This window comes from Psychroserpens sp. Hel_I_66 (assembly GCF_000799465.1).
In the GTDB taxonomy this organism is placed as follows: domain Bacteria; phylum Bacteroidota; class Bacteroidia; order Flavobacteriales; family Flavobacteriaceae; genus Psychroserpens.
Map to the genome: position 1 here is coordinate 3,474,654 of NZ_JUGU01000001.1, position 26,307 is coordinate 3,500,960.

Sequence of the window (26,307 nt, forward strand, 5' to 3'; positions counted from 1 at the left end):
TATTTTAAATGAAACAACTGGCACAACCAAGGCCTTCTGCTTCAATAATTTCATCTTTCCAGCTGTTAGTGTTCCTTTTACTTAGCTGTCTTTTCATTCTAGTGAAATGTTCTTTCTTGATTGCTTGAACACGTTCGGGTTTGGATAGTTCCTCTAATGTTTCAGTATCCATCCAGTTGTAACCATCCTTTTCATATTCTTTGGCTTTATCGAATAGGGCAGGGTGGTTTTCAAGTAGCCAGACCCATTCTATTTTCTGCTGGTAAAAACAAAAAAAGCAACCAGACCTGCTACGTGAGTAAGTGCCGGTTTCTAATTTACCGTCAATTTTTACTTGGTATGATTTTTTTATGTAGTATGCAGGTATCCCAACACCACTATCATCGAGTATTTTGAAAATATCATCCAATACTAAAACTTCATCATTCTCTATTAAAGGGAAATCGTCTAAAAGCGCTATGGGATAATCAGTATTTTCTTTTAGATAATGAAAAACAACTCGATTGAATAATTTGATATCGCTGTTTAAAAGGAATTCTAATTTTTGTCCTTGCCGAAAGTTTGGTGAAATAGGCTGGTTGACTCTCTTGAGTATATCTTCTTTTAGATGACTTGGACTAAGATTGTCATAAAGCCTTGCTACTTTTGGAATATTATTATTAGCCAAAACTTCTTTAATAACATCTTCACTCCAGATATTTTTTCTAAATGGAAAAATAGATTGAACGTTGGTTTTTTTGGATATGTAACCCTCTCTGTTTTCATCACCTCGTATCCCTACATATGATATTGTGGGCTCATCACCTATGTATTTCTCAAAGGGTTCCAATTTTAGCTTTTTTGTGCACCACCTTGCAGTTGATGAGGGAAGATATCCGCCGTATTCGGCCAAGAAATGGTCAAATGTAGTTTTGTAAGGGGTCTCTTTTTCTGGTTCAACAGCAAAAATTGTTTTAATGTCCTTGCCCAATTTACTGTTTAGGGCTTCCACAAGCTCATAGGTCTCTTTTAACTCTTTCCCTGTGTCGCAAGAATAATATTCTACATCCAAATCTGGATATAGGTTTTTGAGATAAAGCGCTAAGGCAGCACTATCTTTTCCGCCTGAGATACCAAGTACGTGTTTAACTTTCATCGTGCAAATTTTTTAAATATCTAATAATAGCAGCTGCGCTCAATTTTTCATTTTTGGACAACACCCGGGCCAAATCTTTCTGTAGTTTTGAAACGTACTTTTCGTCTGAAGGACTTAAAACAATATTTTGCTTTACCGTTTTACCAGAAACATCCGTGAATTGGAACTGTAACACTTCATTATCTACATCATCCGCTAAAGAATGTAGCTCTAATAGGTTGTCTAAATTTGAAAAAACCTTTCTTGTGTTATCCATTAATAGCGCTTCGTCCTCATCATTCATTTTTTCAACTGACTTGCCAAGAATCACATCGGCAATCGATTTTAACCAAGAATCACGTTCGTCAAGTTTAGACATTATGCGGTTAAGGAAGACCTTTTCCTTTTGAATCAACAAATGCGGTTTCAAAGACTTATAACGCGCTTGAATTTTGCTTTTGTAGGTAGTGAAATTATTACTATTCAAGTTTAAAGTGTCGCAAATATTCTCTTCAAATCTGTTTAACAACCCTTCGTAGGCAATTCGTATTTCATTAATGGAATCGTTTAAGCGCTCAATAAAACCGTTTAGAATTTCAGCATCATTTTCTTCGAGGTTAATGTTTTTGTAGCCTAATCCTTTTGGTATTTCTGATAGTAGTGCATTCTCTGGGTCTTTAGCGGAAGCAATAGCATCCCTTAAACCTTTAGACGATGGGCTTAATCGATTGGTTTTTTTAACGTATTCGGGAAGTGCATTATAAAATGCTATGAAACTACTGAAAATAGAAATTAGTGAACTTTCTGGTTTATTGCTTGACGCATCAACACCAGTAATTTCTTTATATTTATTGAAAAGGTTCAGCCGGACACCTTCAATTTTATATGATTTCAATTCATAATCAGAAGGTTTTTTGTGTACAAGGTCAAGAACCTCGCTTGTTAGGTAAGGTACGTATCCAGAAGCCTTATGAAAAAGGGCGTAGTCTTGATTTTTGATTATGAGAAATATAGGAATCCAAAAGTCTATAAATCCTTTTTTAAGCTTAAATGGTTTTTTTGATAGTGATTCGTATAGTTCTGACAAGTTCTTTTTAATATGTTTTGAATCCTCTAAGAAATTTTCACAATGTAACCAAAGAGGATTAAATGTAGGATCTGTAGGTTCGGTTAGGATATACGCGTTGTTATGAGCTCTGTGAATTCCGGTCTCTTTTAAAAGCCCTAAATAAATAGACTTCTGTGGTGGAAACTTGCGGTCATCATAATTTAAGTTTTCCTTTTCACTATGCTCAAGCAAATCCTTCAATAAATTTTTTCTTGCGGTTAAAACAGGGGTGCTTAAGTATTCCTTGTTGACCATTTCATTCAAATATCGAGGTGTCGAAGGGTACTCTTTTTTTGATATTTGAGAGAGATTCCTGTTTAAGGAAACTTTTGAGTCAATCTTGAGTTTTTTACCATTGTAGAACCAGTCTGCGTTAGATTTTTCATAGATGCCGTGCTCTAAAAGTTTTTGTAATTTTTGTACTTCGTAAGCCTTTTCTTCGGTTAGTATTTTCTTGACCACATTATCTTCTGAGTACTTTCGCAATACAAAGTCCATCTTTTCAATCTCGTATATACGTGATTTTACAAACTCGAAGTTTTTGAGAACTACATATAGTTGTGCTGGTTGTTGCGTATCGTTATTTTTTAAATCTTTTAGCTTTATATCCTTATTAAGGATTATATGCACATAACCGTCAATTTCCCCTTCTGGATTAATATTTTCAATATGATTAGATATGTTTACTTTAAAAAATCTTGGTGTACCTATTTCAAAATAGGCTTCCTTTGCAAAGTGATATTTTTCTTTAAAGTAATGTTTGGTTTTTGAAGCAATATTGATAGCAGTGTCGATATGGAAATTAGCATCTATTAATTCCTGCTCTATATCCACGTCAGTTCCGTCAATGAAGAAAAACTTATTACGATAATTATAGAACTTAATTATTTTTTGACTTATTAATTTTTCAATGTATTGCTCAGAATCAGGAATATTCAATGCATATTTTCCATAATATTCTAAGAAAGTTTTATCGAGTTTACCAAAAGACTTTGCGAATAAATTTACCAGACCTATGGTTTTTATGATTTTTGCCAAGTTCTCATATCCAAAATCATTAATAGCTTCAGCTTTATCCAATGCCTTAACAATTGTGTTCCATTGAGGCTTATGAGGGTTTGAATATCTGTCTTCTAATTCGCTTGTTAAATGAAGCGTTAGATAATCAAACACATCGGCTACACTAAAAAAGGTGTGGTTGTCCTTATCTATTTTATCAAAGAAAACTTGACTGTTTGCCAAGAAAGAGAATAGAGACCTTTCGTTCTGGCCATACTTTTGCAAAGTCTGAGCTAAGATATTTGCCGATAAAATATCGAATGGATAAAGCTTATTGGCTAAATCGTAGTTCAGCGTTTCTGAATTACTTACGAGCTTGCTCTCGTTTATTTTATTGAATAAATCCTCGAACCCAATGTCTTTTGGCCTTTCAATTTCAAGGTCTTCTATTCTGGCTGATGCCAAATAAAGTAACTGTTCAATAGGTTCATCGAACGAGATATCAATTAGTCTTCCTTTTACCTTATCCCATTCATTCTTTTGGTTTTGAGATAAATTATTGGCATAGGAACCAAAATTTTGATGCAGCGTTGTAATTAAAATGATATTTCTATTGGAATCATTTGCCAACTCAGCTAACTGTTGTATAAAGTACAATTCGCTATCCGGATTATGCTTGGCTGCATATTCAAGAAATTTACCAAACTCATCAATCAACACAACTAGTATTTCATCTTTCTTTCTAAGCGATGTAGCTCTTTTGCTTATAGTATCGATAAGATCCGAATTGGATGTGTTTTCCTTAAGCTTAAAAGATTTTTTTAATACGTCTGTTAAAGGCGAAGCTTCACCAATAATTTTTAAAAACGAAAAATTTTCAAATCCTTTAAATTGCCCATTAAGATTAGCAAAGTAGGGCTTCTTGTCGTTAAGATTTTTTTCTAAAGCCCAAAGGAAGCTAGACTTTCCTGTACCATATGAGCCAATTATATTAAATGAGTGATGTCCTTGCTGAAACCCAGTCACTATTCTTTCAAAAACATTTTTTGCATTGGGTGTAACAACGTAATTAATGTCATTTACGACATCACGTTCAATGTTTGTGGATGTTGTAAATTTATGCATCGTAATATTGCTCTAATATGTCCCACTTATTAGGGATATTTTTAATTTGTAATTCTTTTCTTCCCGCATCCTTTTTATAAACAACGTCCTTAAAAGTTTCTGAGATTTCCTGTATCTTGAGTTCCGTGCCTTCAGAAGAACAAGCGAATACATCGCCAATTTTGTTATGTATTTCATCAAAGCTTATAGACGTATGTTTTGGGAATTTATCTAAGATTAAGAAGTAAAATATTTCTTTGGCTATCTCTGGTCTTTCGCTCACTTTTAATTGAAAAACAGAACCTTCCTCGGTATCGGTAACTTTAGTGATTAAATTAAGGTCAATAAAAATGGATGATAAATCATCTTCCATATCCTTTATGTTCTTATCAGCTAAATAATATGTTTTTATAAATACCTTAATGTCGTTTTTTAAAGAGTTTTCAGCTATCGAAGTTTGATGGTTACTCGCTGCCCTAAGTAAATAACGAAGTAATTGTTGAGTGGTAAATTGTGAATTAACCCTACTTTTTCTGAATTCTTTGAAAACTAAAGGAAAAATAGATGCTAAATTGGTATCTAACAATTTATAATGCAACAACCATAAGGTTCCTTCATACTCTAAAAGTGGGTCATATCCTGTATTACTATCAAAGATTTTATTGGCAAAAACAGTTGTTTGGCCTTCCTGATTTTTTATACCGAAAGCCTTCAGCCAGAAATTTATGGACATTACCATATTTTTCCCAACACCTAAAGCTGTTACGGCATCCGGATTTTTGAAAGACTGACCGGTAGAAAGATAATCGTAGCCCTTCTTCAACCAAAAATGGCGACAGTGAAATGTTTCGTGTCCTGTGAATGTTAGTTTATTCATTTATTTTCGATTCGCCGTTTTTATTTTTTAAATAAATCAATTTGTCTTTACATTCAACCAAGATACTCTCTGGGTTTTCTTCTTCTAAAAGGGAAAACACCACTTTATCGGTTAAATATCTTTTTTCCAACTCAGATACGGAAACATCAAAAAATGAAGCAAAATTAGAAAGAAGCCCTCTTTTAGGAAGCCTCTCATTTCTCTCGTATTTACCAAGTGTGGATTGGTCTATGTCTACCGCAGCCGCAACTTTTCTTATAGGTAGATTTTTCAATTCCCTCAGTGTTCTGAGATATTCACCCAATGTTTCCATCGCCGTTGAATTTTATTTTAAAGACAAATATTGTCCTTACAAAAATAGGATTATTTAGGCCATTAACAACTATTGAGATGAGATATAATGACTTTATTTCTGCTCTGTGATTATTGATCAGGAAAACACTTAATTTTAGTCGCCAATTCCCTGCATCATAGTTTCCATTCCACCAAAATTTAAAATAAAGGTTGAGTAGTAATGGTCAAACAGATCCTTGAGATATTGACCCAAATCAACGTGTTCTAAATCATCTTTTCCCTCTACTTTTTGCCTAATCTCATAACCTCTGTTTTTACTGATAGTGTAGAGAAACAGGGTATGAAAATATACCGAGGTGTAATATTTTCGGTTGGCAAGTTCTAATTGCTCTTGGTTGATATTCCTTTCTTTCGATTTGAAGTTCTTCAATACAGTACTGTCCATATTGATAAAAATGCGATTGAGTAAATCACCCTCAGCATCTGGAATCATAACCGTCGAATAATCTACATCAAGGCTTGTAGCTTCTTCTACCGCTTCCCAAGTTACATCTGTATCAGAATTCTCATCTACGTTCTTGTACATAAAAACTAATTTTGGTAATCCCAACAAATCATTATCGCTTTCTTTTTTAGGCGTCTCGTCTTTTGGTTTACTATTGTCGGCAATTTTAACCCAAAACATTTCCTCTATATTACCATTGGGTGATGATAGACTTGCTTTGATTTGAACGCTATCGCCAACTTTCAATTCATCTTTAGGATTAAGAGAGATTCTTATTTTTCCTTTGTTCGGGCTACTTTTTATCACGTTAAAAACTTCATCTATTTCTTTTGGCTCACCAGGTCTATTTCCGCCATTAGAATCGTTTGGTTTTATATTGAGCACACTAACCCTTAAATCCCCAGGTTCTTCAATCCTATCAAAATAATCATTTGCTACATCTGTGGAAAAGCGAATGGACTTTTCACCATTTAGTGGTATCGTGGCGACCTCTTTTTCATTATTATTTTTAGTATCAATTTGAAAAAATGATGGAAACCTTTTAGGTTCAAAAGGTGTGGGTTCTTTTTCAGTAGAAGTACGTTTCTTTTGTCCTTCAGTTTTTCTATCCTTTTTAATGTCGAGCTTAAACGTTTGGTTTAGCAATTTTGCCAACTCTGAATCAAGGGGTAGATTCTTTGTAAAGCTTTTTAGTAAATCACTCGTGTTTGAGGACGTGTCAATATCCACTGCTTGTTTTCGACGCTTTTCTATTTCTGCCAACCTTCCATCTTTCGCGCTTAGTTTTTTAGCTAGATAACTTCTTAGAAATTGGGTTTCGTCACCATCTTTAAGTCTGTCGCGAGAGGCCATAAATAATTCCTTCCGAAAGTTATATTTCATTTCGGTGCAATCCACGTGAATAAGTAAGTGACTCTTTAGAAGGTTGAGCTTCAATGAGCGTGTTATAAACTCAGCAGTATAATGTCCGTGAGTTTGACCATTGAGTGAGAACATAACTGACATTGAATTTTTAAAATACCTGTCCTGTATAATTTTTTTGGTTCTCTTAAGGTCGTAGTCCTTTACCTTAGTTTTAAACACATAGCAAGACACCTTCATCTTTCCGAATACATCATCTGAAAAATTTTCTGAAAAACTCTCGTCCAGATATTCAGATTCTTCAGCTGCCAACCGTCTTTTTAATCCGAACAAATCATTTTCGAGAACTTTATTGTTTGGATAACGTTCTGCGGTGTCGACCGTTAAAATTGGTAGTGCAGGTTGAAATAAAAACTCATTTACACTTTGGTTTAGGTCTTGGGCAAAACCAGAATAGCCTTTAGGAAATTGATACGAATAGAGTTTTAATATGGTGCCAGTTTCAAATTGACGATTGTTGAGGCCAAGGTCTAATTTCGTTATTGTAAAAGATGGGATTTTTTCATCAATGAGCAAGTATTCGTACCAGGTTTCTTTTGCTTGGTCAGATTCTTTTTTAGGATGCTCACGTACCAAGGTAAATCCAAAACCACCATCATTCGTGTAACGCTTTGAAGCAATGAGCTGATATCTTTTCTTTCCACAGAATACAATGGCACCGCTTCCACCCATATTATATTTACCCTGTACGAAGTGAATATCATTTTTATTACCTCGAAGTAGTGATAGAAAGGTGTCCTCAAACTTTTCTGGATGTTGACCTTCACCGTTATCATAAACAATTACCGATGTTGGATGTTGATTCCGCTGGTTCCGTGGTCCCTTCCCGTCAGCAATAATTTGAATATTCTCAGCTTGTTTTTTGCGAAATGAAGGTAAATCCCAATTATTTTCTGGATAAAACCTTTGAATAGCCTCGTCCATAGTTCTTGGTGCAACATCAGATTTTGGGTCAGTTCCTGAAAGAATACATTCTTTAGTTAGTATGGCATCAATGGCGTTGGTTACTTTCTCTATCAAAGCAGCAATGGGGCTTGACTGTTGGTTTTTTACCACACCATAATTACTAAAATTTCCACCCAGTGGTTTCCAGTTTGAGTCATCGAATATTGAAGGGTATGATTTGATAATACTTATTAAATCATTCTCGTCTTTTGCTTGATATAGTTTAAAGAAAAGTTCTTGATGATTAATTTTTTTTGAAGGTTGGTCAAATAGGTCGGTCATATTAAATTAAAAATTTTAAGCTTCTAATATAGCGAAATCGAATGCTCGTAAAAATAGTTTTCAATTATTTCTAAATAGTTTAGTGATTTTTAAGCTTTAAAATTATTGCATAATTCACTTCCTCTTATCACCAGCTTTTGTATCGAAAGCAATCAAGTTAAACAGTTCACGCATCCTGCTACGAACACGATTGCCATAGCGTTCTTCCAGTTCTTCGGCATTTAGGTTTGTGGTTGCGTGGGTTTTTATTTTATGTTTGGTTTGCAGGTAGAGCTCGTATCGAGACAAAAGCACTTCACCCATCACATTCAAGTCCTTTCCATAGAATCTGCCAAAGGGTTCCACGCCCAAATCATCAAAACAATAGAATTTGGTATTTCCATATTCTTCAACAGTTTTAAAGCCTAAGTGGTTAAAACTAAAGGTTACATTCCGGCAAGGAATCATTTCGTAAGGACGTTGCAACGGAACCAAATTGCGCAATAATTTCATCAAGCTGGTTTTGCCACAGCCAATTGGTCCAGAAAGTAGAATCCCTTTGTCGATATCGATACCGTAGGTTTCACAGTTATCTTTGTCTTTGATGAAGTAGGAACAGAGCTTCAGCAAAATGTCTTTGTCTTCATCATAAATCTTAAACTTTTCGCCAAACAAAAGTTTGCCCTTGGCATTCAAGTATATCAATATTTTCGGAAAATCGTATAGGACACTTTTGCCATCAAATTTTCCAAGCGAGTATTCCACGCCACCTTCGGTTATTTTAGAGGGGTTGTCCATAATCTTTGTTTTTAGTGGTTCGCAAGTTGTCCTTGATTTGGGACGCTTGTTTTTTGTTTGATTTGTTTTCCTCGTCGAATACTTCTGTCCTATCCATCCAGTTGATGGCTACAGCCCGCCAATCTCGAATTTCTTTTCCATCGCTTGTTTGCCAATTTCGGGTTTGGTAATGCTCAAAGAATTTTTTTGCTTCATCAGCATCAAAACCTTTTTCTTCAAAAAAAATAAAAACGGCCTGCCAGCCCTTTGGCTGTTTTATATAGTTTTCTTGTTTGATATTGTTTGTTTTAGATACCAATGCTTGTCCACCTATGGGACGGTGTAGGTTCACAACTTGTCCATTTTTGGGATGGTGGTGTCCCTCAAGCGGTACACCTCTGGGATGGTACTGTTCTGCAAGTTGTTCTAATATGGGATTGTACTGTCCCACAACAGGTTCATCACTTGTCCCAATAATGGCCATCTTAATTTTGCTGCCCTTATACGGATTATTGGAAGGGAAATAGGTTAGGTATTGCCAAGAATCTAACTCGACGATACATCTATGATATGTGGATTTTGAGCCTATTTTGGCACAACGCATCAAATCCCTGCGGTTCACATAGAATTCATCCATAAAGCGACAGCTATTCCATTCTTGGAATAGCGCCATATAAAGGCTGATATGCGTTGGATTAAGCCGGTCATCAAAATAGAACTTCTCAAAAGCCGCATTAAGTAGCTTTATATAGTTCATCGCTTAAGAGTTTAGACCGTGGTGCACACGGTTGGCATCCATCACTTTTTGAATTTCCTCTGTATCGTAATAGATAATGCCGCCTACTTTGGTATAAGGCAATGTGCCATTGATACGAAGATTCTGCAATGTGCCAGGACTTACCTGAAGCAAGTCCATAACCTCAGAAGATTTGAGGTATTTTTTGAGTTTCCCGCTGGCTTGTCTGGTCAATAATTGTTTAATGTCATCGAGCAATTCCATTTTGAATTCCCGAAGGTCGTCTGTGGTAATAATACTTGTCGGCATAATAGAACGGTTTTAATGGAAAGGGACTATCGTATCGATTTCAACTAATTTGATAGTCCCTGACCTGATTTGACTTTCGTTCTACAAATTTGGGATGGTTTATTGGATTTTAATCCCAAGTTGTACCCAAGTAGGGTGTTTTTATTTGCTCATTTTCAATGGTTTAAATTGGTTTGATTTAGAGGTGTCACTTAAAATCATCTATGCCAAATGATAATAGATAAAATTAATTTTATTTTTTCCCAAGTCCCACCCAACTTGGGAAAAAATTTAACATTGTTGAAATTGAAAATGTTAACCGTCCGTTTCTTCCATCCGCCTTAAAAGAGTTGCTTTTAGTCTATCGATAAATTTTGTTTGGTCGATTTTACGCTCTCTTATTTCCAGAAAGGTTCTATATACATTGCCGAGCTTAAGCTCAAAAATATCCTCGCAAGCTGAAGCCATTTCTTTAATACCTGCTGTACCACTTTTTATTGCCCCAGAGGCCTGCAATGCATAAATTAATTCAATAAGGTCTGTTTTTGAAGCTGTCCAGCCAAGGCGCTCACCGTTGGCAAGAGTATTTAGCTTACTTTGAAGACCGTAGGATAGGTCCCTTAAATAGCTTAATTCCTGAACGTAATGATTTATTAATAGGTCATAGGCCATAATTTTAGCAATGGCGTTATCGTGGCTTGTAGAAAATTCAGCATCTGTATAAAAATGAGAGGTGTTTGAAACCAGACTGATTTTGTCGTTACCTCTTAAAAAGTAAAACTCATCTAAAACAGTCGATTCTTCCCTGTAATATTTAACAAAGTCAATATTTCGTCGGTTACTGTCTTGAAGCTTCTGAATTTCCTCGTCAATGAATATCTGTTGAGTTTGGATAGTTCCCGCAGGTCTGTTAATCAAAAAATTATACAGTTTTGCGTAGAATTTTAACCTACTGTATACATAAGGTTTGTGTTTTTTGAAAAATTTTATTTCATCATCTTTATCTTTAAAATTATTCTCTCTAATGCACAAACGTAGTTTTTGTAAATATCTTCTTGAGATTGTTATTCCCTTTTCAACGACATTAAAATCTTTTAGGTCCGATTCCTCTATGTCTATTATCTCATTTTTGTAATCTTCTATTACTTTAATTATATGATTTTCCAAATTTAATACGGGTTAATTGTTAATAAAATAAAACCCACATTATAAATCACGGCAATTTTTGGGGCTTAAAAATTAGTTTGTTTTGTCGATAACCAACAAGACTTAAAAATCAATGCTTATGAATGTTCCCTTTAAAAACAAAATAGAACAATAGGAATGCAGTGATTACTACAAGGATTATTGCAAGAATCCCTACCAACTTATCTTTTTTTGTGATATTGGTATTCGATGATTTCCCCTTTTTTTTGTTTCTTTTAAAATTACTTTTTTGATACATTAATTTTAATGGTTTTTACTTCATTTTCTACACTCGTATCGCATTCAATATAGCCCAAAAAGCCATACCGATATCGATAGGGATTGCTTCCCATATCTTACTTTTATGGGTATCCTCTTTTCGGTTAGCCAGAAAGATTACCAAATTTGAAAACCCTATCAAGTTTTCAAAACATTTTAGATTTAGAGAAATTATTCCTGCTCGTTCAAGTCCCAGTTATAATTTTGATATTGCAGGGTAGCACTAGCGTTAATCTTCGTATCAACATAATTATTGATGAAACCAATGACATCTTTTTTACCATTAACGGTATAGTCTTTTTCATACCATTTGAATATCATTGACACCTTTGGATTAGTTGCTGAAATTTCATTAAATTTTTCATTATTAATGAAATCTTTCGTGACACGGTCTAATTGTTCATTTATCTTACCTGCTGTGTAAGCCTCGTTTAATAATGGGGGACACGACATAGATGCGCAGGCAATGGCAAAATGGATTCGAGGCTCGTTCATTTTACGAAGCACACCATTCTCAATAGTCGCCAAGGTTATTTCCCGACCATCAATTGGGACGTAAGGTTTTGTCCAGGGTCCATCGATATCCTTGATACTATTCACGGGATAATTTTCTACAATTAGTTTTACTGTGTAAGCATTATAAGAGTTGATGTAGTAGGCGAGCAATTCCTGCACAGACCAATCGTCGTTTGGCTCTTGTGTGGAAAGAATTTTCAGGTAATCTTCTAAAGTCTCAAAATCTTTCTTGAAACCTTCGTAATCAACAAGACCTTCATTGTTAACGTACTTCCTCAACAAATTATCCCAAATCGTATGATCAACATTCACAGAAGAGTTTGCGGTCGTAGAGACCAATTTGCCTTCAACCCTCTTTGTTGGTTGCCCTTGGCTTGAGATTCCAGCCGCACCTAAAAGTGAGCAGCTCTGAATACTTCCTACAATAAACAGTAGAACAATAGTTTTAATTATAATTTTCATTTTTCTGTTTTTATTATTATCTAAGTTCAAATTCGTATTAAGTTCTTTTATTCCCATTTTAACTTCTGCAACCGTACTGCATTCAATATAGCCAACAACGCCACACCAACATCTGCAAAAACAGCTTCCCACATCGTGGCCAATCCGCCTGCGCCCAAAATAAGTACTACAATTTTTACACCGAAAGCCAAACCAATATTCTGCCATACAATTTTTCGAGTAGAACGACCAATTTTAATTGCTCTCGCAATTTTGCTCGGTTGGTCATTCTGAATGATGACATCCGCTGTCTCAATGGCGACATCGCTTCCTAAACCACCCATCGCGATACCTACGTCGCTTGCTGCCAATACTGGTGCATCATTGATGCCGTCGCCTATGAAGGCTACTTTGGTATCGGGTTTCTTTTTGAGCTCTTCGACTTCGTTGAGCTTATCTTCTGGTAATAACCCGCCTTTTGCCCAATCTATACCCAATTCTTTTGCGACCTGTTGGGTTATGGAATCCTTATCGCCCGAAAGCATAATGATTTTTGAAATCCCAGAATCCCTGATTTGCTTTATGGCTTGGTGTGCATCATCCTTTAGTTCATCCGCAATGGTAACATAGCCCGCAAATTTTCCGTCGATAGCAACCATTACAATTGATTCCATAATGCCATTGGTTGCAGATGGAACTTCGATGCTATTTGAGGCCATCAAAGCCTTATTCCCTACCAAAACAGCCTTACCATTTACCGTTCCCTTTAAGCCCTTTCCTGCAACTTCAGAAACATTTGTAGCCTCTAAATCCGCGCCCTCGGCTTTATATTCTAATATGGCTTTAGCTATTGGATGGGTAGATTGTTCTTCCATTGCCATCAGGTACTGCATAAATTCTGCTTCCGAGAAATCGGAACTGTTTACCACTTCCTTAATCTTGAAAACACCTTTGGTCACGGTTCCCGTTTTGTCCATTACAACGGTAGTTATCTTTGTCATTTCGTCCAAATAGGATGCGCCCTTAAAGAGAATTCCATTTTTTGAAGCTGCTCCCAATCCACCGAAATAACCCAACGGAATAGAGATAACCAATGCACAAGGACAGGAAATAACCAAGAAAATCAAGGCTCTATACAACCAATCGCTAAAGACATAATCGTCCACAAAAAAGTAGGGTATAAAAGTCAATCCAATCGCAAGAAAGACAACGATTGGTGTATAGATTCTTGCGAACTTTCTAATGAACAATTCGGTTTTTGATTTCCGTGCGGTGGCGTTTTGCACCATATCGAGAATACGTGCAATGGAACTATCCTTAAATTCTTTGGTCGTTTCAATTTCAATAACGCCATCCAGATTGATGCTTCCTGCAAATACTTTTTCTCCTTTTGCAATGGTGTCAGGTTTGCTTTCGCCCGTTAATGCTGCGGTATTGAACGAGCCTTTTTCGGACAATAAAATACCATCCAAAGGGATTTTTTCTCCTACACGGACTTGCACTTTTTCGCCAATAGCAACGATTTCGGGATTTACAGAAACATAGTTGTTGTTCCTATAGACCAAGGCTTCATTAGGTCTTACATCCAGTAATGCCTTGATGCTTCTCTTGGCTCTTTTAACGGCGGCACTTTGGAACAATTCGCCTACCGCATAAAACAACATTACTGCCACACCTTCGGGATATTCGCCAATGGCGAATGCACCTATGGTTGCGATGGACATCAATAAAAACTCGGTAAAGAAATCGCCATTTTTAATGCTGTTCCAACCTTCCTTTATCACAGGAAAACCTACTGGAAGATATGCGACTGCATACCAGACAATACGTATCCAATCTTTAAAAAAAGTTACGTCAAAATAATCCATCGCAATACCAATAATCAGCATTACAAAGCTGAAAATTGCTGGTACATAAATTTTAAATTTCCCTATACTTTCCGGACTGCTATGGTTGTGGCCATCATTGCGCTTGTGATTATCGGATGAAGTTTTATTTAAATCTCTTAAATTCAGTTTCTTTTTTTTCATTAATTCCATTATAATTTTATTCAAATTTACAGTTATTCCAATCTCAACACCAATTGGGCAAACTGCACCTCTATGGTATCATCGATACCCTCTATTAAGGAATTCAAACCAGTATTTGAAACCAATAATTGTCCGGTTGCACTTATCAGGCAGGACATACTTACTCCTTGTTCTATATGGGTAATGGTTGCTTTAAATTGTGATTTAAAGGATTTCCCTTGATAAGTAACATCTATCAGCCAATTAAAGTTGATAGGGTCGTGCCGTTTTGATAAAAAATCCTGTGATGGAATTGTGCCAGTAAACCGTAGTATTAAAGGGTTTTCCCGCTGTTGTAAAATGGTATTGATTTTAGGACTATCTGTTGATAAAGTCTTAAGGTCGAGTACACCATTAACCACTTTGGAATCATAATCAAGATATAAGGCCAATTTATGGCTTTCTGCCTTGACGGCTTTATCATCAACCAAAGTCATCATCATAATATGACCTTCTTCAGTTGTATAAATTTTTTGGGCGTTTGCCGTATAATAACAAACCAATAAGGTTATTAAAATACAATGTTTAACATTCATAATATCCATCTTTAATTGTATAATTAAAAAAAGCAGCTTCTACTTTTGCTTTTAATGCTATTAATCATTTTGCTTTAAAAAGCATCATAAAAGCTGCCTGCTATTAATTAAGTTTTCACTTAATTTATTTTAAATAAAAAATCTCACTCTTTCACATAACCAGTTACCGCTACTTATTATCTATATCCTTTTCTCTTTTACCGAAATAATACATCAGCGCCAAACTGGCACCTAATAGCCCAAACAGAATATTCTCGAAAATTTGATTCCCATTGATATTCAAAATTTCAATGGAATTATTTATTAAATAATCCCACCAATTAATTTCATAATTCTGGCTGCTAAACGTGAAAATTGTTATCCCAAAAGGTTGAAGGATAAAAACACCTACTGCAAACCCAATTAAAATGGTAATAAGAATGTTTTTTTTATTCATCGTTTGTCTTTTACAGTTATAAACTTTACAGGCTTTCAATCCAACTTTTGGCCTCTTCCTTTTGGTCTAAATTGAAATACTTAATATCGGCGTTGGTAAAAGGTTTCATAAATTGGGTTATCCAATTCTGCCATTTTTTATCTCCTACCATAGCAATCTTTTCATAGTCCGTGGCGTGGGCTGTGTCCATTTTCAGGTCTTCCCATAAACCAGGCAAGTCCCAACCCGTAAAATTATCCATCTCAAAATACCAACGAACCTTCATTCCCTTATCCAGTATAGCGTGGATAAGTGGATGGATTTTTTCTATGTCTTCTTTTTTCAATTTGCCCGAAGCTTTTGTTGCAACAATATTTTTTTCTTTTAATTCGATTATTTGTAACATTTTATATAATTTTTAATTAATTACCATTAATAAAAGATTCCATCTTATTTTGGGTTTTTCATTCTTTTTATTAGCCAAATTACCAGCCAAATAAATCCAACAATCAGCAAAATTCCGCCAAGCCACATAGCAGCACACATCCAGCAGAAACCATCCGTGTTCATATTATCCATCATAGTTTTATAATTTAAGTGATTAACTGATTTTATAATTTCTCATCATTCCCATCATTCCAGGCGAGAAGGACAAACTCTTCATAATCATTCGGGAACCTTGAGGTTTATTGCTCAAATCAAGCCATACATCCATTCGTTCTGCAACACCTAATATTACATAGGGTTTTGATATGGGGCTGTCCAGCAAGCTTCCATCCTTGCCTATAATAACAAGGGGGCTGCCATCTTCCCACGCCAACTTATAAAAGCGTGAATTGGAACCATTGAGAATACGCAGTCGATAGACGCATCCGCTTTGAAGGGAAAGTTCCCCATCCGGATTTCCATTAATAAGAATACGGTTTCCCAAAAAGCCGTTCATTCTATCCATACGCCCGCGGTTTAGGTAAACCAATTGGTTATTGTCATCGAACTGACGGTCTTGTATGACTATGGGAACATCGTATTCGCCAGATGGTAACTTCAATTGTTGTTCCTCATCGTCCGTAACTATAAAAAGCCCTGCAAGACCGTTATAAACTTGTGGACCAGTACGTCCGTGGGGGTGCGGGTGGAACCAATAAGTACCAGCACGGTTCATTATCTCAAATTCATAGATATAGGTTTCCCCATTTCCTATTACATCTTTAGGATGGCCATCATCTTTTTCGGGCACGTGCATTCCGTGCCAATGCACGATACTTTCCTCGGGCAGTTGATTCTTGAAGCGGATTCTTATTTTCTGCCCTTTCTTTACGCGAATTACAGGGCCCAAATAACTCTCGCCAAATTTTTGCAGTGCGGTTTTATCCCCACTTTTTAAATTTGCATCGAACATCCATACATTAGTCTTGCTCCCTGGGAATAATTGTATTTTAGCCTCTTTTGCCGTTAATTCAATATCGACATCTGCTTGGAAATAGGGGTTTGTTTTATTGTCATTTTTAGAAGCGAAACCATTACAAGAACTTAAAAGTGGCCAAGTAATCATAACAGTAACACCTAAACTGCCAAGCTTGATGAAGTTCCTTCTGTCCATTTGGCTTTCTTCGCCTATAATTTTTGAATTTGTTTTATTTTTTTTCATAATAGTCACAATTTCTTGGTTTTGTTTACGTGTTCAACAGTTGCAATGGAAGTGCAAATAATTATTATCCTTCTAAATCGTAAAACCATTCTTCGGCTTTTGTAATAGCTTCTTGTAAGGCATCTTTTGCTGGCAGGTCCTTTTTTTCGACAAGCTCTTTCGCAATTTCCAATGCCTTTTCACGTACTTTGGGGTTTAAGCCATCGAGGTCGGTTTTAAAGTCTTCGAACATCCAATCCATAGTTTCCTCTTTTAATGGTTAAACAACTCTTTTTCTTTTTCAGGGTCTATCTCATCTTTTGACTTTTTGTCCAAAAAATAGTCCAAGATAATGCCCACTATAATCGCACCGACAAATGCAACATAAACTTCCCAGTCAAATTGAATTACCAGAGAAAGGCTGATGAATATTGCCAAAATAGGCAGTATCGGTACTTTTCCAATAGATAAGGGAACTTTGAAGGGTCTTTCTTTGTCGGGTGCTTTGAAACGCAAAACAATGAGTGCAATATTTACGGCTACAAACACAAGCAGTGCGCCCAAAGAAGACATACCAGCTACAATTTTTATATCGCCCAATAATAGAAAACAAGCGACCGCAGCCATAACTACCAATGTGGTTACCCAAGGTACTTTTTGGGCATTAACTTTGGTCATAAATTTTGGAAGCTCGCCCACGCTTGCCATTCCGAACAATAATCTACTTATGGAAATGATGCCACTAAATGCGGCATTGGCCGTGGCAAAGAGTGCGGCAACAGCTAAGGCAACAGGCAACCAACTGTTGAGATTGGATGCCGCAAGTGACAGTGGCGAATCCACTTTTGCCAATTCTGACGGGTCGGCAATGTTGAGTACCGTAAACGATATGAGCAAATAGATAACGGTTGTAAAAATCATTGTTAATAGAAAGGCACGAGGTATTGTCTTGCCAGGGTTCTTTACCTCGGAACCTAAAGATGCCATATGCTCAAAACCAGTATAAACAAAAAATAAAGTTGCGGTAGCCGCTAAAGTACCGGAAAAGGACTCAACTTTAAAAAATGCTGCTTTTGGCGGGCCAGTTTCGGCAAGTCCGACCGCAATAAGAATGAACAACCCCAAGAGCTGAATGCTAACCATAATGATATTGGCGGTGGATGATTTCTTGATGCCAGTAATGCTTATCAAGGCAAGCAATAATAGGACACCATAGCTTATCAATAATCCTGGTACTTCAAAAAAGGTATTGAAATATCCTGAAAAAGCCAATAGCACAGCGGCAATGGTGGCCGAACTGTGGAATGCAACCGTCCAACCCGTGAGAAAAGACGGAATGTCTATTTTAGGAAACGCCTTCCTTACAAAAATGAATTCCGCACCGGCGTTTGGATAAGTAGAGGACATCTCTGCATACGACATCGCAGAAACACTTGCCGCTATTGCGGCAAAAATAAAACTCAACCAAAGGTCTGTGCCTGCCTGTCCAGCAGCTGCACCGATTACTGTGTATATTCCTGCTCCCACAATAGTACCTACACCATAAAAGGTAAGGCGAAGTGTTCCCAATGATTTTTTTAATTCTGCCATATCAATGTTGTATAATTATTTTTGGATTGTAAATGCTGTTTTGAGTCTTTATATGAAAAAAGTATAATCCGTCGGCAAGCGTACTTGTATCAATTTGAGAAGTATTATCAAAGTAGATATTTCCAACTTGGACTCCAAGCGCGTTATATACATACACTCCTTCAATTTTTTCCGTAGAATCAATATAGATTGTATTTGAAGCCGGATTAGGATAAAGGTTCATCTTTCTTTGTACAGTAGTATTGTTCAATCCTAATGTTGATGAAAATGCACATTCCCCCAAAGTGGCAAATACCAACTTTGCACATTTTTCATAAAATGGGATATTAAACTGTCCAAGGGTATCGTTCGGTGTGTGCCAAAAGGGATTAAAGTCGCCGTCATATTCTTCGTTAATTCCAATAGCACTGAATCCATTGTTCCAAAATGACGCGTGGTCCGTGGCCGAAATACCTGGATTTACTAAATGTAAACTTAAGCCAATATCATAATCAATATTTGCGACCATTGCCTTATCCGAGAGTGCAAGAGAGGAAGCAACTGGCCTTACGTGGATGTCGGCAACATTATCGTTGTTACCGTCCCATCCAAGCATATCCATATTGATATATCCAAGAATGTTTTCGTTTGAAGCCGCCGCAGAAGATGCATAAGCACCACTACCTATGAGCCCTTGTTCTTCTTCATCCCATAATGCAAAAATAATGGTATATGGGAAATCGTATTGAGAAAAGACCCTTGCCGCTTCCAATACCGCTGCTGTACCACTGGCATTATCATCAGCTCCTGGCACACCCGCAACATTGTCATAATGAGCACCGATAATAAATTTTTCATCGGGATAAACAGTTCCTTCTTTTATTCCGAAGAGATTTTTTCCAGTTGAACTGAACTGTAGGGAATCCATTTGAAGCCCATAGGCTTGGAACTTTTCTTTAATGAACTGAAAAGCTTTTTCATTACCAGGATGGTCCTTATGTCGTGAAATAATTATGTCTGGGTTGCCCCCAATAATGACAGGTTCTTCTCCAGTGAGTTGCGCTACGAAAAATGTCATTGAATCTATTTTTACATCATTCAAGATATTTTGAACATTTTGATTTTGAGCCAATGAAATACCATAAAAGAGAAGCAGTAGCGATAAAGCTGTAAATTTTTTTACATTTGTTTTCATATGTTTTTAGTTATATTTATAGACAATAATTTCTTCACGTTTTCAAAACCTTATATTTTGAATTAATGTCTTCATTCAATACATTGAGCCTATTTTGGTAATCTTTGAATAATTTGTCCTCACTCCAATGTGCCGTCCAAGCTGCTAATCCCAACACTACTACCCAAAGCCAACTATTCTTGTTTATTCATTACTTTTCTATTTCAAGGCTTTCCTAAAGCTATTTCGACAGTTTTAATATTCTTATGGCACCGCGCATCACAAATGTGAAAACGATGCCCCCAATTACCAAATCGGGCCATTTACTATTCAGAAAATAGACGAGTATCCCTGCCAGTATAACCCCACCATTTACAATGATATCATTGGATGTAAAAATGGCACTCGCCTGCATATGGGCCTCTTTGCTCTTGGTTTTGTTGATAAGCCAGAGCGAAATCAGATTACCTACCAATGCGAAAATTGAAACGATTATCATCCATTGGAACAAGGGTGTTTCGGTATTGCTGAAAAACCTTCGTAAGACCTCTGCAAACCCAAGCGTTGCCAATGCCATCTGAAAGTAGCCGCTGAATTTCGCCACTTTCTTTTTTCTGGAAATAGCGCCGCCAACTGCAAATAGACTAAGTGCATACACGATGGAATCTGCCAGCATATCAAGTGAATCTGCAATAAGTCCCATTGAGCCAGATATCCAACCTGTGGTCATTTCGATAACGAAAAAACCGAAGTTGATACCCAAGACCCACCAGAGAATCTTTTTTTGTTTGGATTGGTCTTCTATTACAGGTGGTTCGGCTTCTATGGTTCCCTCTAAGGAATCCCCAAGTTTTAAGCTGGCTATAGACGACTGTATCGCATTGATACCGTCCACGTGATATACTTCCAATTTTCTTTTGGGAATATCAAAATCCAAATGTTTGACTTGAGCATAAGCCTCCAACTTCATCCGAATCATCTGCTCTTCCGAAGGGCAGTCCATTTTACTGATTTTAAAAGTGGTCTTATTCATTTATATACTACTGAATTAATTTTCCTTTAGTGCTTCATTTGTTTATGCGATTCTATATATCTTTCCAAGATTGACTTCAAGCTATCCAAATATTCCACAAACGAGCTGACGGAAATCTTTGGTGTTTCGCAATCAGGGATTGTAATAGGGTTTTCATCGAGATATTGGTATAGTTCGGGGTAGTCCTGCTCAATCCTCAATGTCAATTCATTAATTTCCTTGGTCAATTGCTGAAGTTTCTTCATCCTTATTATTTTTTTCTACAACTTTCACATATTCCTTTTAACACCAAGTTCACATCGCTCACTTGATAATCGTCTGGTAAGCCTTCTTCCGATATTTTATTCGGCAAACAGCTTGTTTTTCCACACTTGGTACAATAAAAGTGCATATGTAAATCTGTACCGTATTTACCTTTGGCATTTTCATCGGAAATCGCAAATTTTGCCACTCCGGTCCCATCATTAATCTGATGAATCAACCCTTTATCCTCAAAAGTCTTGAGATTGCGATAAAAGGTGGTTCTGTTTGCCGTTTTGTTTTTTTCACTTTTGGCGATAAAGACTTTTTGCATTTCCTTTAAGGTTACGGCATAGGTCTTCCTCCTGAGGTATTTGTAAATTTTCAACCTCATTTCAGTAGGGCGTATCCCTTTGGTAAATAATATTTTTTCCGTGTTTGTCATTTAATATTCTTTCAAAAAACTGGATTCTTCTAAGTCCCAATTTTTCTAATCTTTTTTATAAGCCAAAAGGCGCAGCGCATTGGCCACTACTACCAAGGTAGACCCCTCGTGAAATGCCACGGCTATTCCTATGTTTGCCCAGCTCAAAATGGTGGCTGGTATTAGCAGTGCCACAACACCAAGGCTTACCCAAAGGTTCTGCTTGATAATAGCTTTTGCTTTTCTACTCAAGCCAATCGCAAAAGGCAGGGTTTCCAACTTGTCGGCCATTAGGGCAACATCCGCCGTTTCCAAAGCCACATCGCTTCCAGCCGCTCCCATTGCTATGCCCACGGTACTGTTCGCCATTGCGGGTGCATCGTTTACACCATCGCCTACCATTGCCACCTTGGATTCCTTTTCCTTTAGCTCTTTTATGGCATCCACTTTTTCCTCTGGTAACAAGCTCCCCCAAGCATCGGTCAATCCTATTTCTTTCGCCACGGCATCGGCAACCTTTTGGTTGTCGCCAGTAAGCATTATCATACGTTTGATACCGATTTCCTTTAATTTTTTGAGGGTTTCCTTGGCAGCTTCGCGAGGGGTATCCATTAGGGCAATAACACCTATATATTCTTGGTTTTTCCGAATAAGCATCGTAGTATTTCCCCCACCTTCGAGGTCACGGACTTTCGTTATTATCACTTCGGAAGGGGTGCTCTCATCAAGCCCTTCGTACAGGTCGAGGTTACCGACATAGATTTTGTCATTGCCCAATGACGCTTTTATACCTTTGCCAAGCACGGCTTCCAAATCGGTCGCATCAGGTAGTTCCTCGCCTTTCAAACGTTCCTTGCCATCTCGAACCACTGCTTTTGCCAGAGGATGGTCACTTAGATTCTCTACGGCTACAGCTATTTTTAAAAGTTCGTTTTCAGAAATATCGCCAAGCGGGACCACTTCGGTAAGCTTGGGTTTTCCTTCGGTCAGTGTACCCGTCTTGTCAAAGGCGAGGGCGGTAATAACCCCCAAGTCTTCCAAAGGGCGACCCCCTTTGATAAGTACCCCGCCACGGGCCGCTCGTGCAACACCGCTCAATACCGCACTCGGGGTCGAAATCGCAAGGGCACAGGGACTGGCAGCTACCAATACGGCCATAGCCCTATAAAAGCTGGCACTAAACGGTTCATCGACGACCAAAAAAGCAAAGAGCAACAGCACTACCAATACCAGTACGGAAGGAACAAAATATCTTTCAAATTTATCGGTAAGCAACTGGGTGGGCGATTTTTGGGTCTGGGCCTCGTTCACCAATTTTACCAATCGGGACAGTGTAGAATCCTTTGCCTCTTTAATTACCTTAATTTCAAGTGTATTGTTGCCGTTAATAGTTCCTGCGAAAACTCGGTTTTCTTCCTTTATATCATCATCCTCTGAATAGTCCTTGGCGGAATCTTCCACAGGAACTTTATCTACTGGGACACTTTCCCCGGTAATGGGGGCTTGGTTGACACTACTATTACCATCAACAACAACGCCATCGGCAGATATTTTACTGTTTGGCTTAACTACAATAATATCGCCTTTACTCAACTTTTCAATACCAACTTCTTTGGTCTTCCCATCTTTTTTTAGCAAGGCCGTTTTCGGTGCTAAATCTGCCAGTGCCGCAATAGATTTTCGGGCTTTCTCCATCGCATAATGTTCAAGGGCGTGCCCCAGACTAAAAAGGAACAGTAACAAGGCACCTTCCGCCCAAGCGCCCAAAGCAGCGGCACCGATGGCGGCGACCAACATTAAAAAGTCGATTTCAAAACCACCTTTGGCCACTGTCTGTATGGCCTCTTTCGCGGTAAAATAACCTCCAAAAAAGTAGGCGCCTATGTAGAGGGACAAGCTGACCCAATCCGGTATCGAGTCCACGTAGGACAATCCGAAACCTATTCCGAGAAGGGCACCGCAAATGATGGCAAAAATAAGTTCGGTGTTCTTTCCGAAAATACCGCCGTGGGCGTGTGCCTCGCCTTCATCCTCGTTGTGGTCGTGTTCTTCGCCGTCTTTGTGAACGTGGTCTTCGCTCTCGCCGACGTGTTGCTTTTCTTCCTTGTCCTGAGTATGTTCGGATTTTTCTTCACCGTTGGAAACTTCCATCTTTTGTAAATACGTTTCTGTATCAACGGAAGGTTCAATAATGGTAAGCCCTTGTTTTTCTATTTTCTTTTTAATAGCCCCAAATCCTGTAATGCCCTTGTCAAATTCCACACGTATCATTCCAGAAGCGGATGCAGAAACTTCGAGAACCCCATCAACCTCCTTGACTGCTTTCTCGATGGTTCGGGCGTGACGGGTGTGGCGTATCCCTTCCACTTCTACCAACTTATGTCCAAATTTATCTGTGATCTGGGCTCCCGTGGTTTCTGCCAAGGACTGTACTCTATCAAGTGAAATGATATCGGGGTCGTAATGAAAACAGAGTTGCGGTACACTGTCCGGTTTTTCATCGGATATGTGCACACTGTCAATACCTTCACGTCCACTTAATTTGTCGATGAGCCTGTTGATGCAGGCATCTTTTTCGTCCGGTACCTGTGGAAGGATTACGGGAATTTTGATTTTTAGTTTTTTCATATCCTTAGTTGTTTTTTATCCAGTTTTTTGCTTGTTCCTTATCCTGAAGGTCAAAATATTTGACTTCTGAACCGGTAAAGAAATCGGTAGCCTTGGCTGCCCATTTCTGCCACTTTTTTTCGCCTACAAATGCCATTTTACCATAATCTGATAGGTGTGCAGCATCTACCTTTAAATCTGCCCAAAACCCTTGTAGGTCGTAGCCGTGAAAATCTTCCAGTTCAAAATAAAAATCCACTTTATGGCCTTTTTCGATGATATTGTGAATGAGCGGATGAATTTTTTCAACATCCTTCTTTGTGACTCTACCGTTGATTTTGGCAGCGATTAAGTTTTCCTTTTCTATGTTTATAATCTGTATCATTTTTTAATTTTTATTGGATTTATATTAGTTTAAGTGAATTTTCATATAATCCAATGCTTCGGGCATATCCAACTCCCGGGTACCGTTCCCGGTTCTGATAAAGAAATGAGAACGGTCGCCCAGGTTCAAATACACGGGTTTTTGCGATTTGTAGACCCTTACATAACAGATATCCTTTTCTTTAAATTCATAAAAGGCCACCTTTGCCAAAGGGCAAAAATGGGTGCCTAACTTGACAGACACCAACTGCATTACATACTGTTCAAACCCGTCCTTGTCTGGTTTCTTTAAAGTACCATAATCTTGTTCGAGCCCCAGAATACGGCCTTCATCATCTACCCCAATAATCAAGTGGCCTCCTTCGGTATTCATATATCCTGCAATGGTCTTCGCCACCACCATTTCCAAAGCTTTGTTAACCTTACCTTGTCGAAGGTCCCACCGCAAGGTGCTTTTGAATTCTACCTCGTGGTTTTCACCTTTGTCCAATAATTCCCTTATCAAGGTTATTCCGACTTTCTCCCTATTTAGTTGAAATATTGTTTTTCTTGTATAGAACATCAGGGCGAGACTGCTTCCCATAATACCAAACAGGATATTTTTTAGGATTTGGTCCACATCGCCAAACCCGAGAGCTTGCCCAACTGCATTTTTGAACAAATACCACCAATTGCCCGTATCACCGCTCTGGTCATACTGGAATAGGGAAATGCCCAATGGCTGTATAATGATTATGCCCACCGCAAACCCTAAAACAATAGCAATAAGAAGTCCTTGCCTGTTCAGCCCTCCTCTTTTTTGATTATGTATGCCATTAGGCGGTTTCATTTTCAGCTATTTATAGGTTTAGAAATCAGATTGTCCAATTCTAAATATTTTTCTTTCATAAGACTCAAAGCAAAAGCTCCGGCAGAAGCACTAAAAACAGAAAAGTCAAGCGCTCCTTTTACTCCAGTTGAAAAAGTCATTGAAACAGCAAATAGTAACAGTAGAAACCCGCTTAATTTTGCAAACAGTTCCGTTTTAAACCCTATTATCAAGAAAATCGCAAAAACAATTTCGGCTATGGTTACCAAAAGTCCGATTGTTGGTATTAATGAATTCGGAATCCAAGGATTGATCATTTGGGTATAACTCAAGAAACTGTCCCAATTTCCCCAAACAGAAACTTCTTTGCTCCAAATTCCAAATCTATCGGCGACCGCCGATAAAAAACCGATTGAAATTGCTAATCGCAAAAAGACTTTAATAAACTTGGTATTCATATTTTTTATTTCTAATTTTCTTAGCGTTTGGTTAAATGCAACGCAATTTTTTTTCTCGTAACAATTTTTACATTTTTTAAAATCCTCCTCACTTATTTTACCCCTTGCAAAACGTCCTTCAGGATTTCCATTGAGCACTATTACATTTGGGGATTTGGGCTGAGGATTATCCACTGCTTCCAGTGTAAATTGCATTCCCCAGATTTTAATAGTAAATAATAGTTCTTTCGTTTTAATTAATTTCTTTCTCTATCCATTCTTTGGCCAATTTTTTTTCATCTGGACCAAAGAATTTAATATGTGCCCTTGTAAATGGTATCAAAACTTCCGTAAATTGTTCTTGCCATTCTAAGTTTCCTACCAACGCGACTCGTTTTAATCTTTCCTCCTTTGGAAGTTTGAGTTCAATACCTTTCCAATATGCACTTGAGGACCAACCCTCAAAATTTTCCATCTCGATATACCAGTACACTTTATTATGTTCTTGTATATGGTCTTTTAATTGTGTTTTCATATTTTCATAATCTGTAGCATCTAATCTATTTTGAGCTACCATATATACCTTACATTCATTTTTATAAATCGTCATCATTGTTCCAATTTTTTAAATCAA

General features: G+C 37.5%; 25 protein-coding genes. All 25 read right to left on the minus strand.

Going from position 1 to position 26,307, the window contains the following annotated elements; all coding sequences use genetic code 11:
- Positions 1-4: 4 nt before the first annotated feature.
- The 25 genes from GQ40_RS15500 to GQ40_RS15615 all read right to left on the minus strand — a co-directional run bounded on the left by GQ40_RS15500 (position 5) and on the right by GQ40_RS15615 (position 26,286).
- Positions 5-1,135: a phosphoadenosine phosphosulfate reductase family protein gene (locus tag GQ40_RS15500; protein ID WP_047550457.1), complete on the minus strand. Its 1,131-nt coding sequence runs from the start codon at positions 1,133-1,135 to the stop codon at positions 5-7.
- Complete coding sequence (locus tag GQ40_RS15505; protein WP_047550460.1) at positions 1,125-4,346, minus strand: ATP-binding protein; 3,222 nt, start codon at positions 4,344-4,346, stop codon at positions 1,125-1,127. The genes GQ40_RS15500 and GQ40_RS15505 overlap by 11 nt, the downstream gene beginning before the upstream one ends.
- The gene (locus tag GQ40_RS15510; RefSeq protein ID WP_047550462.1) at positions 4,339-5,202 is read right to left on the minus strand and encodes a DUF4007 family protein; all 864 of its coding nucleotides are present in this window, start codon (positions 5,200-5,202) and stop codon (positions 4,339-4,341) included. Before GQ40_RS15510 ends, GQ40_RS15505 begins: the two co-directional genes overlap by 8 nt.
- A complete protein-coding gene (locus tag GQ40_RS15515) occupies positions 5,195-5,515 on the minus strand; it encodes a helix-turn-helix domain-containing protein (RefSeq protein WP_047550465.1) in 321 nt (106 codons plus the stop codon). The genes GQ40_RS15510 and GQ40_RS15515 overlap by 8 nt, the downstream gene beginning before the upstream one ends.
- 135 nt (positions 5,516-5,650) lie before the next feature.
- On the minus strand, positions 5,651-8,149 hold the full coding sequence (locus GQ40_RS15520; RefSeq protein WP_197052687.1) for a hypothetical protein: 2,499 nt from the start codon (positions 8,147-8,149) through the stop codon (positions 5,651-5,653).
- Positions 8,150-8,263: 114 nt separating this feature from the next.
- On the minus strand, positions 8,264-8,926 hold the full coding sequence (locus GQ40_RS15525) for an ATPase (RefSeq protein ID WP_047550468.1): 663 nt from the start codon (positions 8,924-8,926) through the stop codon (positions 8,264-8,266).
- Positions 8,910-9,662: a hypothetical protein gene (locus GQ40_RS15530; RefSeq protein WP_047550472.1), complete on the minus strand. Its 753-nt coding sequence runs from the start codon at positions 9,660-9,662 to the stop codon at positions 8,910-8,912. Before GQ40_RS15530 ends, GQ40_RS15525 begins: the two co-directional genes overlap by 17 nt.
- 3 nt (positions 9,663-9,665) lie before the next feature.
- Positions 9,666-9,950: a helix-turn-helix domain-containing protein gene (locus tag GQ40_RS15535; protein WP_047550478.1), complete on the minus strand. Its 285-nt coding sequence runs from the start codon at positions 9,948-9,950 to the stop codon at positions 9,666-9,668.
- Between the two features lie 294 nt (positions 9,951-10,244).
- Entirely contained in the window at positions 10,245-11,096 is an 852-nt protein-coding gene (locus GQ40_RS15540) for an RteC domain-containing protein (RefSeq protein WP_047550481.1), read from the minus strand.
- A gap of 468 nt (positions 11,097-11,564) precedes the next feature.
- Positions 11,565-12,371 (minus strand): DUF547 domain-containing protein, encoded by an 807-nt coding sequence (locus GQ40_RS15545; protein ID WP_047552057.1) that lies wholly within the window; start codon positions 12,369-12,371, stop codon positions 11,565-11,567.
- Positions 12,372-12,418: 47 nt separating this feature from the next.
- Positions 12,419-14,380 carry a heavy metal translocating P-type ATPase gene (locus tag GQ40_RS15550; RefSeq protein ID WP_047552059.1) on the minus strand — a complete coding sequence of 654 codons (1,962 nt, stop codon included), beginning with the start codon at positions 14,378-14,380 and terminating at the stop codon, positions 12,419-12,421.
- Between the two features lie 32 nt (positions 14,381-14,412).
- On the minus strand, positions 14,413-14,955 hold the full coding sequence (locus GQ40_RS15555) for a hypothetical protein (protein ID WP_047552061.1): 543 nt from the start codon (positions 14,953-14,955) through the stop codon (positions 14,413-14,415).
- 169 nt (positions 14,956-15,124) lie between these two features.
- Complete coding sequence (locus tag GQ40_RS15560) at positions 15,125-15,391, minus strand: hypothetical protein (RefSeq protein WP_047550484.1); 267 nt, start codon at positions 15,389-15,391, stop codon at positions 15,125-15,127.
- Between the two features lie 25 nt (positions 15,392-15,416).
- Positions 15,417-15,776, minus strand: a complete 360-nt coding sequence (locus tag GQ40_RS15565) for an STAS/SEC14 domain-containing protein (RefSeq protein WP_047550487.1) — start codon at positions 15,774-15,776, stop codon at positions 15,417-15,419.
- A 195-nt stretch (positions 15,777-15,971) separates the two neighbouring features.
- Positions 15,972-17,018, minus strand: coding sequence for a multicopper oxidase family protein (locus GQ40_RS15570; RefSeq protein ID WP_231565586.1), 1,047 nt, complete (start codon positions 17,016-17,018; stop codon positions 15,972-15,974).
- Between the two features lie 64 nt (positions 17,019-17,082).
- The gene (locus GQ40_RS17770; RefSeq protein WP_197052688.1) at positions 17,083-17,259 is read right to left on the minus strand and encodes a hypothetical protein; all 177 of its coding nucleotides are present in this window, start codon (positions 17,257-17,259) and stop codon (positions 17,083-17,085) included.
- A gap of 11 nt (positions 17,260-17,270) precedes the next feature.
- Complete coding sequence (locus GQ40_RS15575; protein ID WP_047550490.1) at positions 17,271-18,587, minus strand: APC family permease; 1,317 nt, start codon at positions 18,585-18,587, stop codon at positions 17,271-17,273.
- A gap of 1 nt (position 18,588) precedes the next feature.
- Entirely contained in the window at positions 18,589-19,761 is a 1,173-nt protein-coding gene (locus GQ40_RS15580; protein ID WP_047550493.1) for a M28 family peptidase, read from the minus strand.
- A gap of 220 nt (positions 19,762-19,981) precedes the next feature.
- Positions 19,982-20,773: a cation diffusion facilitator family transporter gene (locus GQ40_RS15585; protein ID WP_047550496.1), complete on the minus strand. Its 792-nt coding sequence runs from the start codon at positions 20,771-20,773 to the stop codon at positions 19,982-19,984.
- Between the two features lie 250 nt (positions 20,774-21,023).
- Positions 21,024-21,458, minus strand: a complete 435-nt coding sequence (locus GQ40_RS15590) for a Fur family transcriptional regulator (protein ID WP_047550499.1) — start codon at positions 21,456-21,458, stop codon at positions 21,024-21,026.
- Between the two features lie 45 nt (positions 21,459-21,503).
- A complete protein-coding gene (locus GQ40_RS15595; protein ID WP_047550503.1) occupies positions 21,504-24,065 on the minus strand; it encodes a heavy metal translocating P-type ATPase in 2,562 nt (853 codons plus the stop codon).
- A gap of 4 nt (positions 24,066-24,069) precedes the next feature.
- A complete protein-coding gene (locus tag GQ40_RS15600; protein ID WP_047550506.1) occupies positions 24,070-24,429 on the minus strand; it encodes an STAS/SEC14 domain-containing protein in 360 nt (119 codons plus the stop codon).
- Positions 24,430-24,453: 24 nt separating this feature from the next.
- Positions 24,454-25,257, minus strand: a complete 804-nt coding sequence (locus tag GQ40_RS15605) for a helix-turn-helix domain-containing protein (protein ID WP_231565587.1) — start codon at positions 25,255-25,257, stop codon at positions 24,454-24,456.
- A gap of 2 nt (positions 25,258-25,259) precedes the next feature.
- A complete protein-coding gene (locus tag GQ40_RS15610; RefSeq protein WP_229719332.1) occupies positions 25,260-25,889 on the minus strand; it encodes a hypothetical protein in 630 nt (209 codons plus the stop codon).
- A 37-nt stretch (positions 25,890-25,926) separates the two neighbouring features.
- Positions 25,927-26,286, minus strand: a complete 360-nt coding sequence (locus GQ40_RS15615; RefSeq protein WP_047550508.1) for an STAS/SEC14 domain-containing protein — start codon at positions 26,284-26,286, stop codon at positions 25,927-25,929.
- Positions 26,287-26,307: the final 21 nt, after the last annotated feature.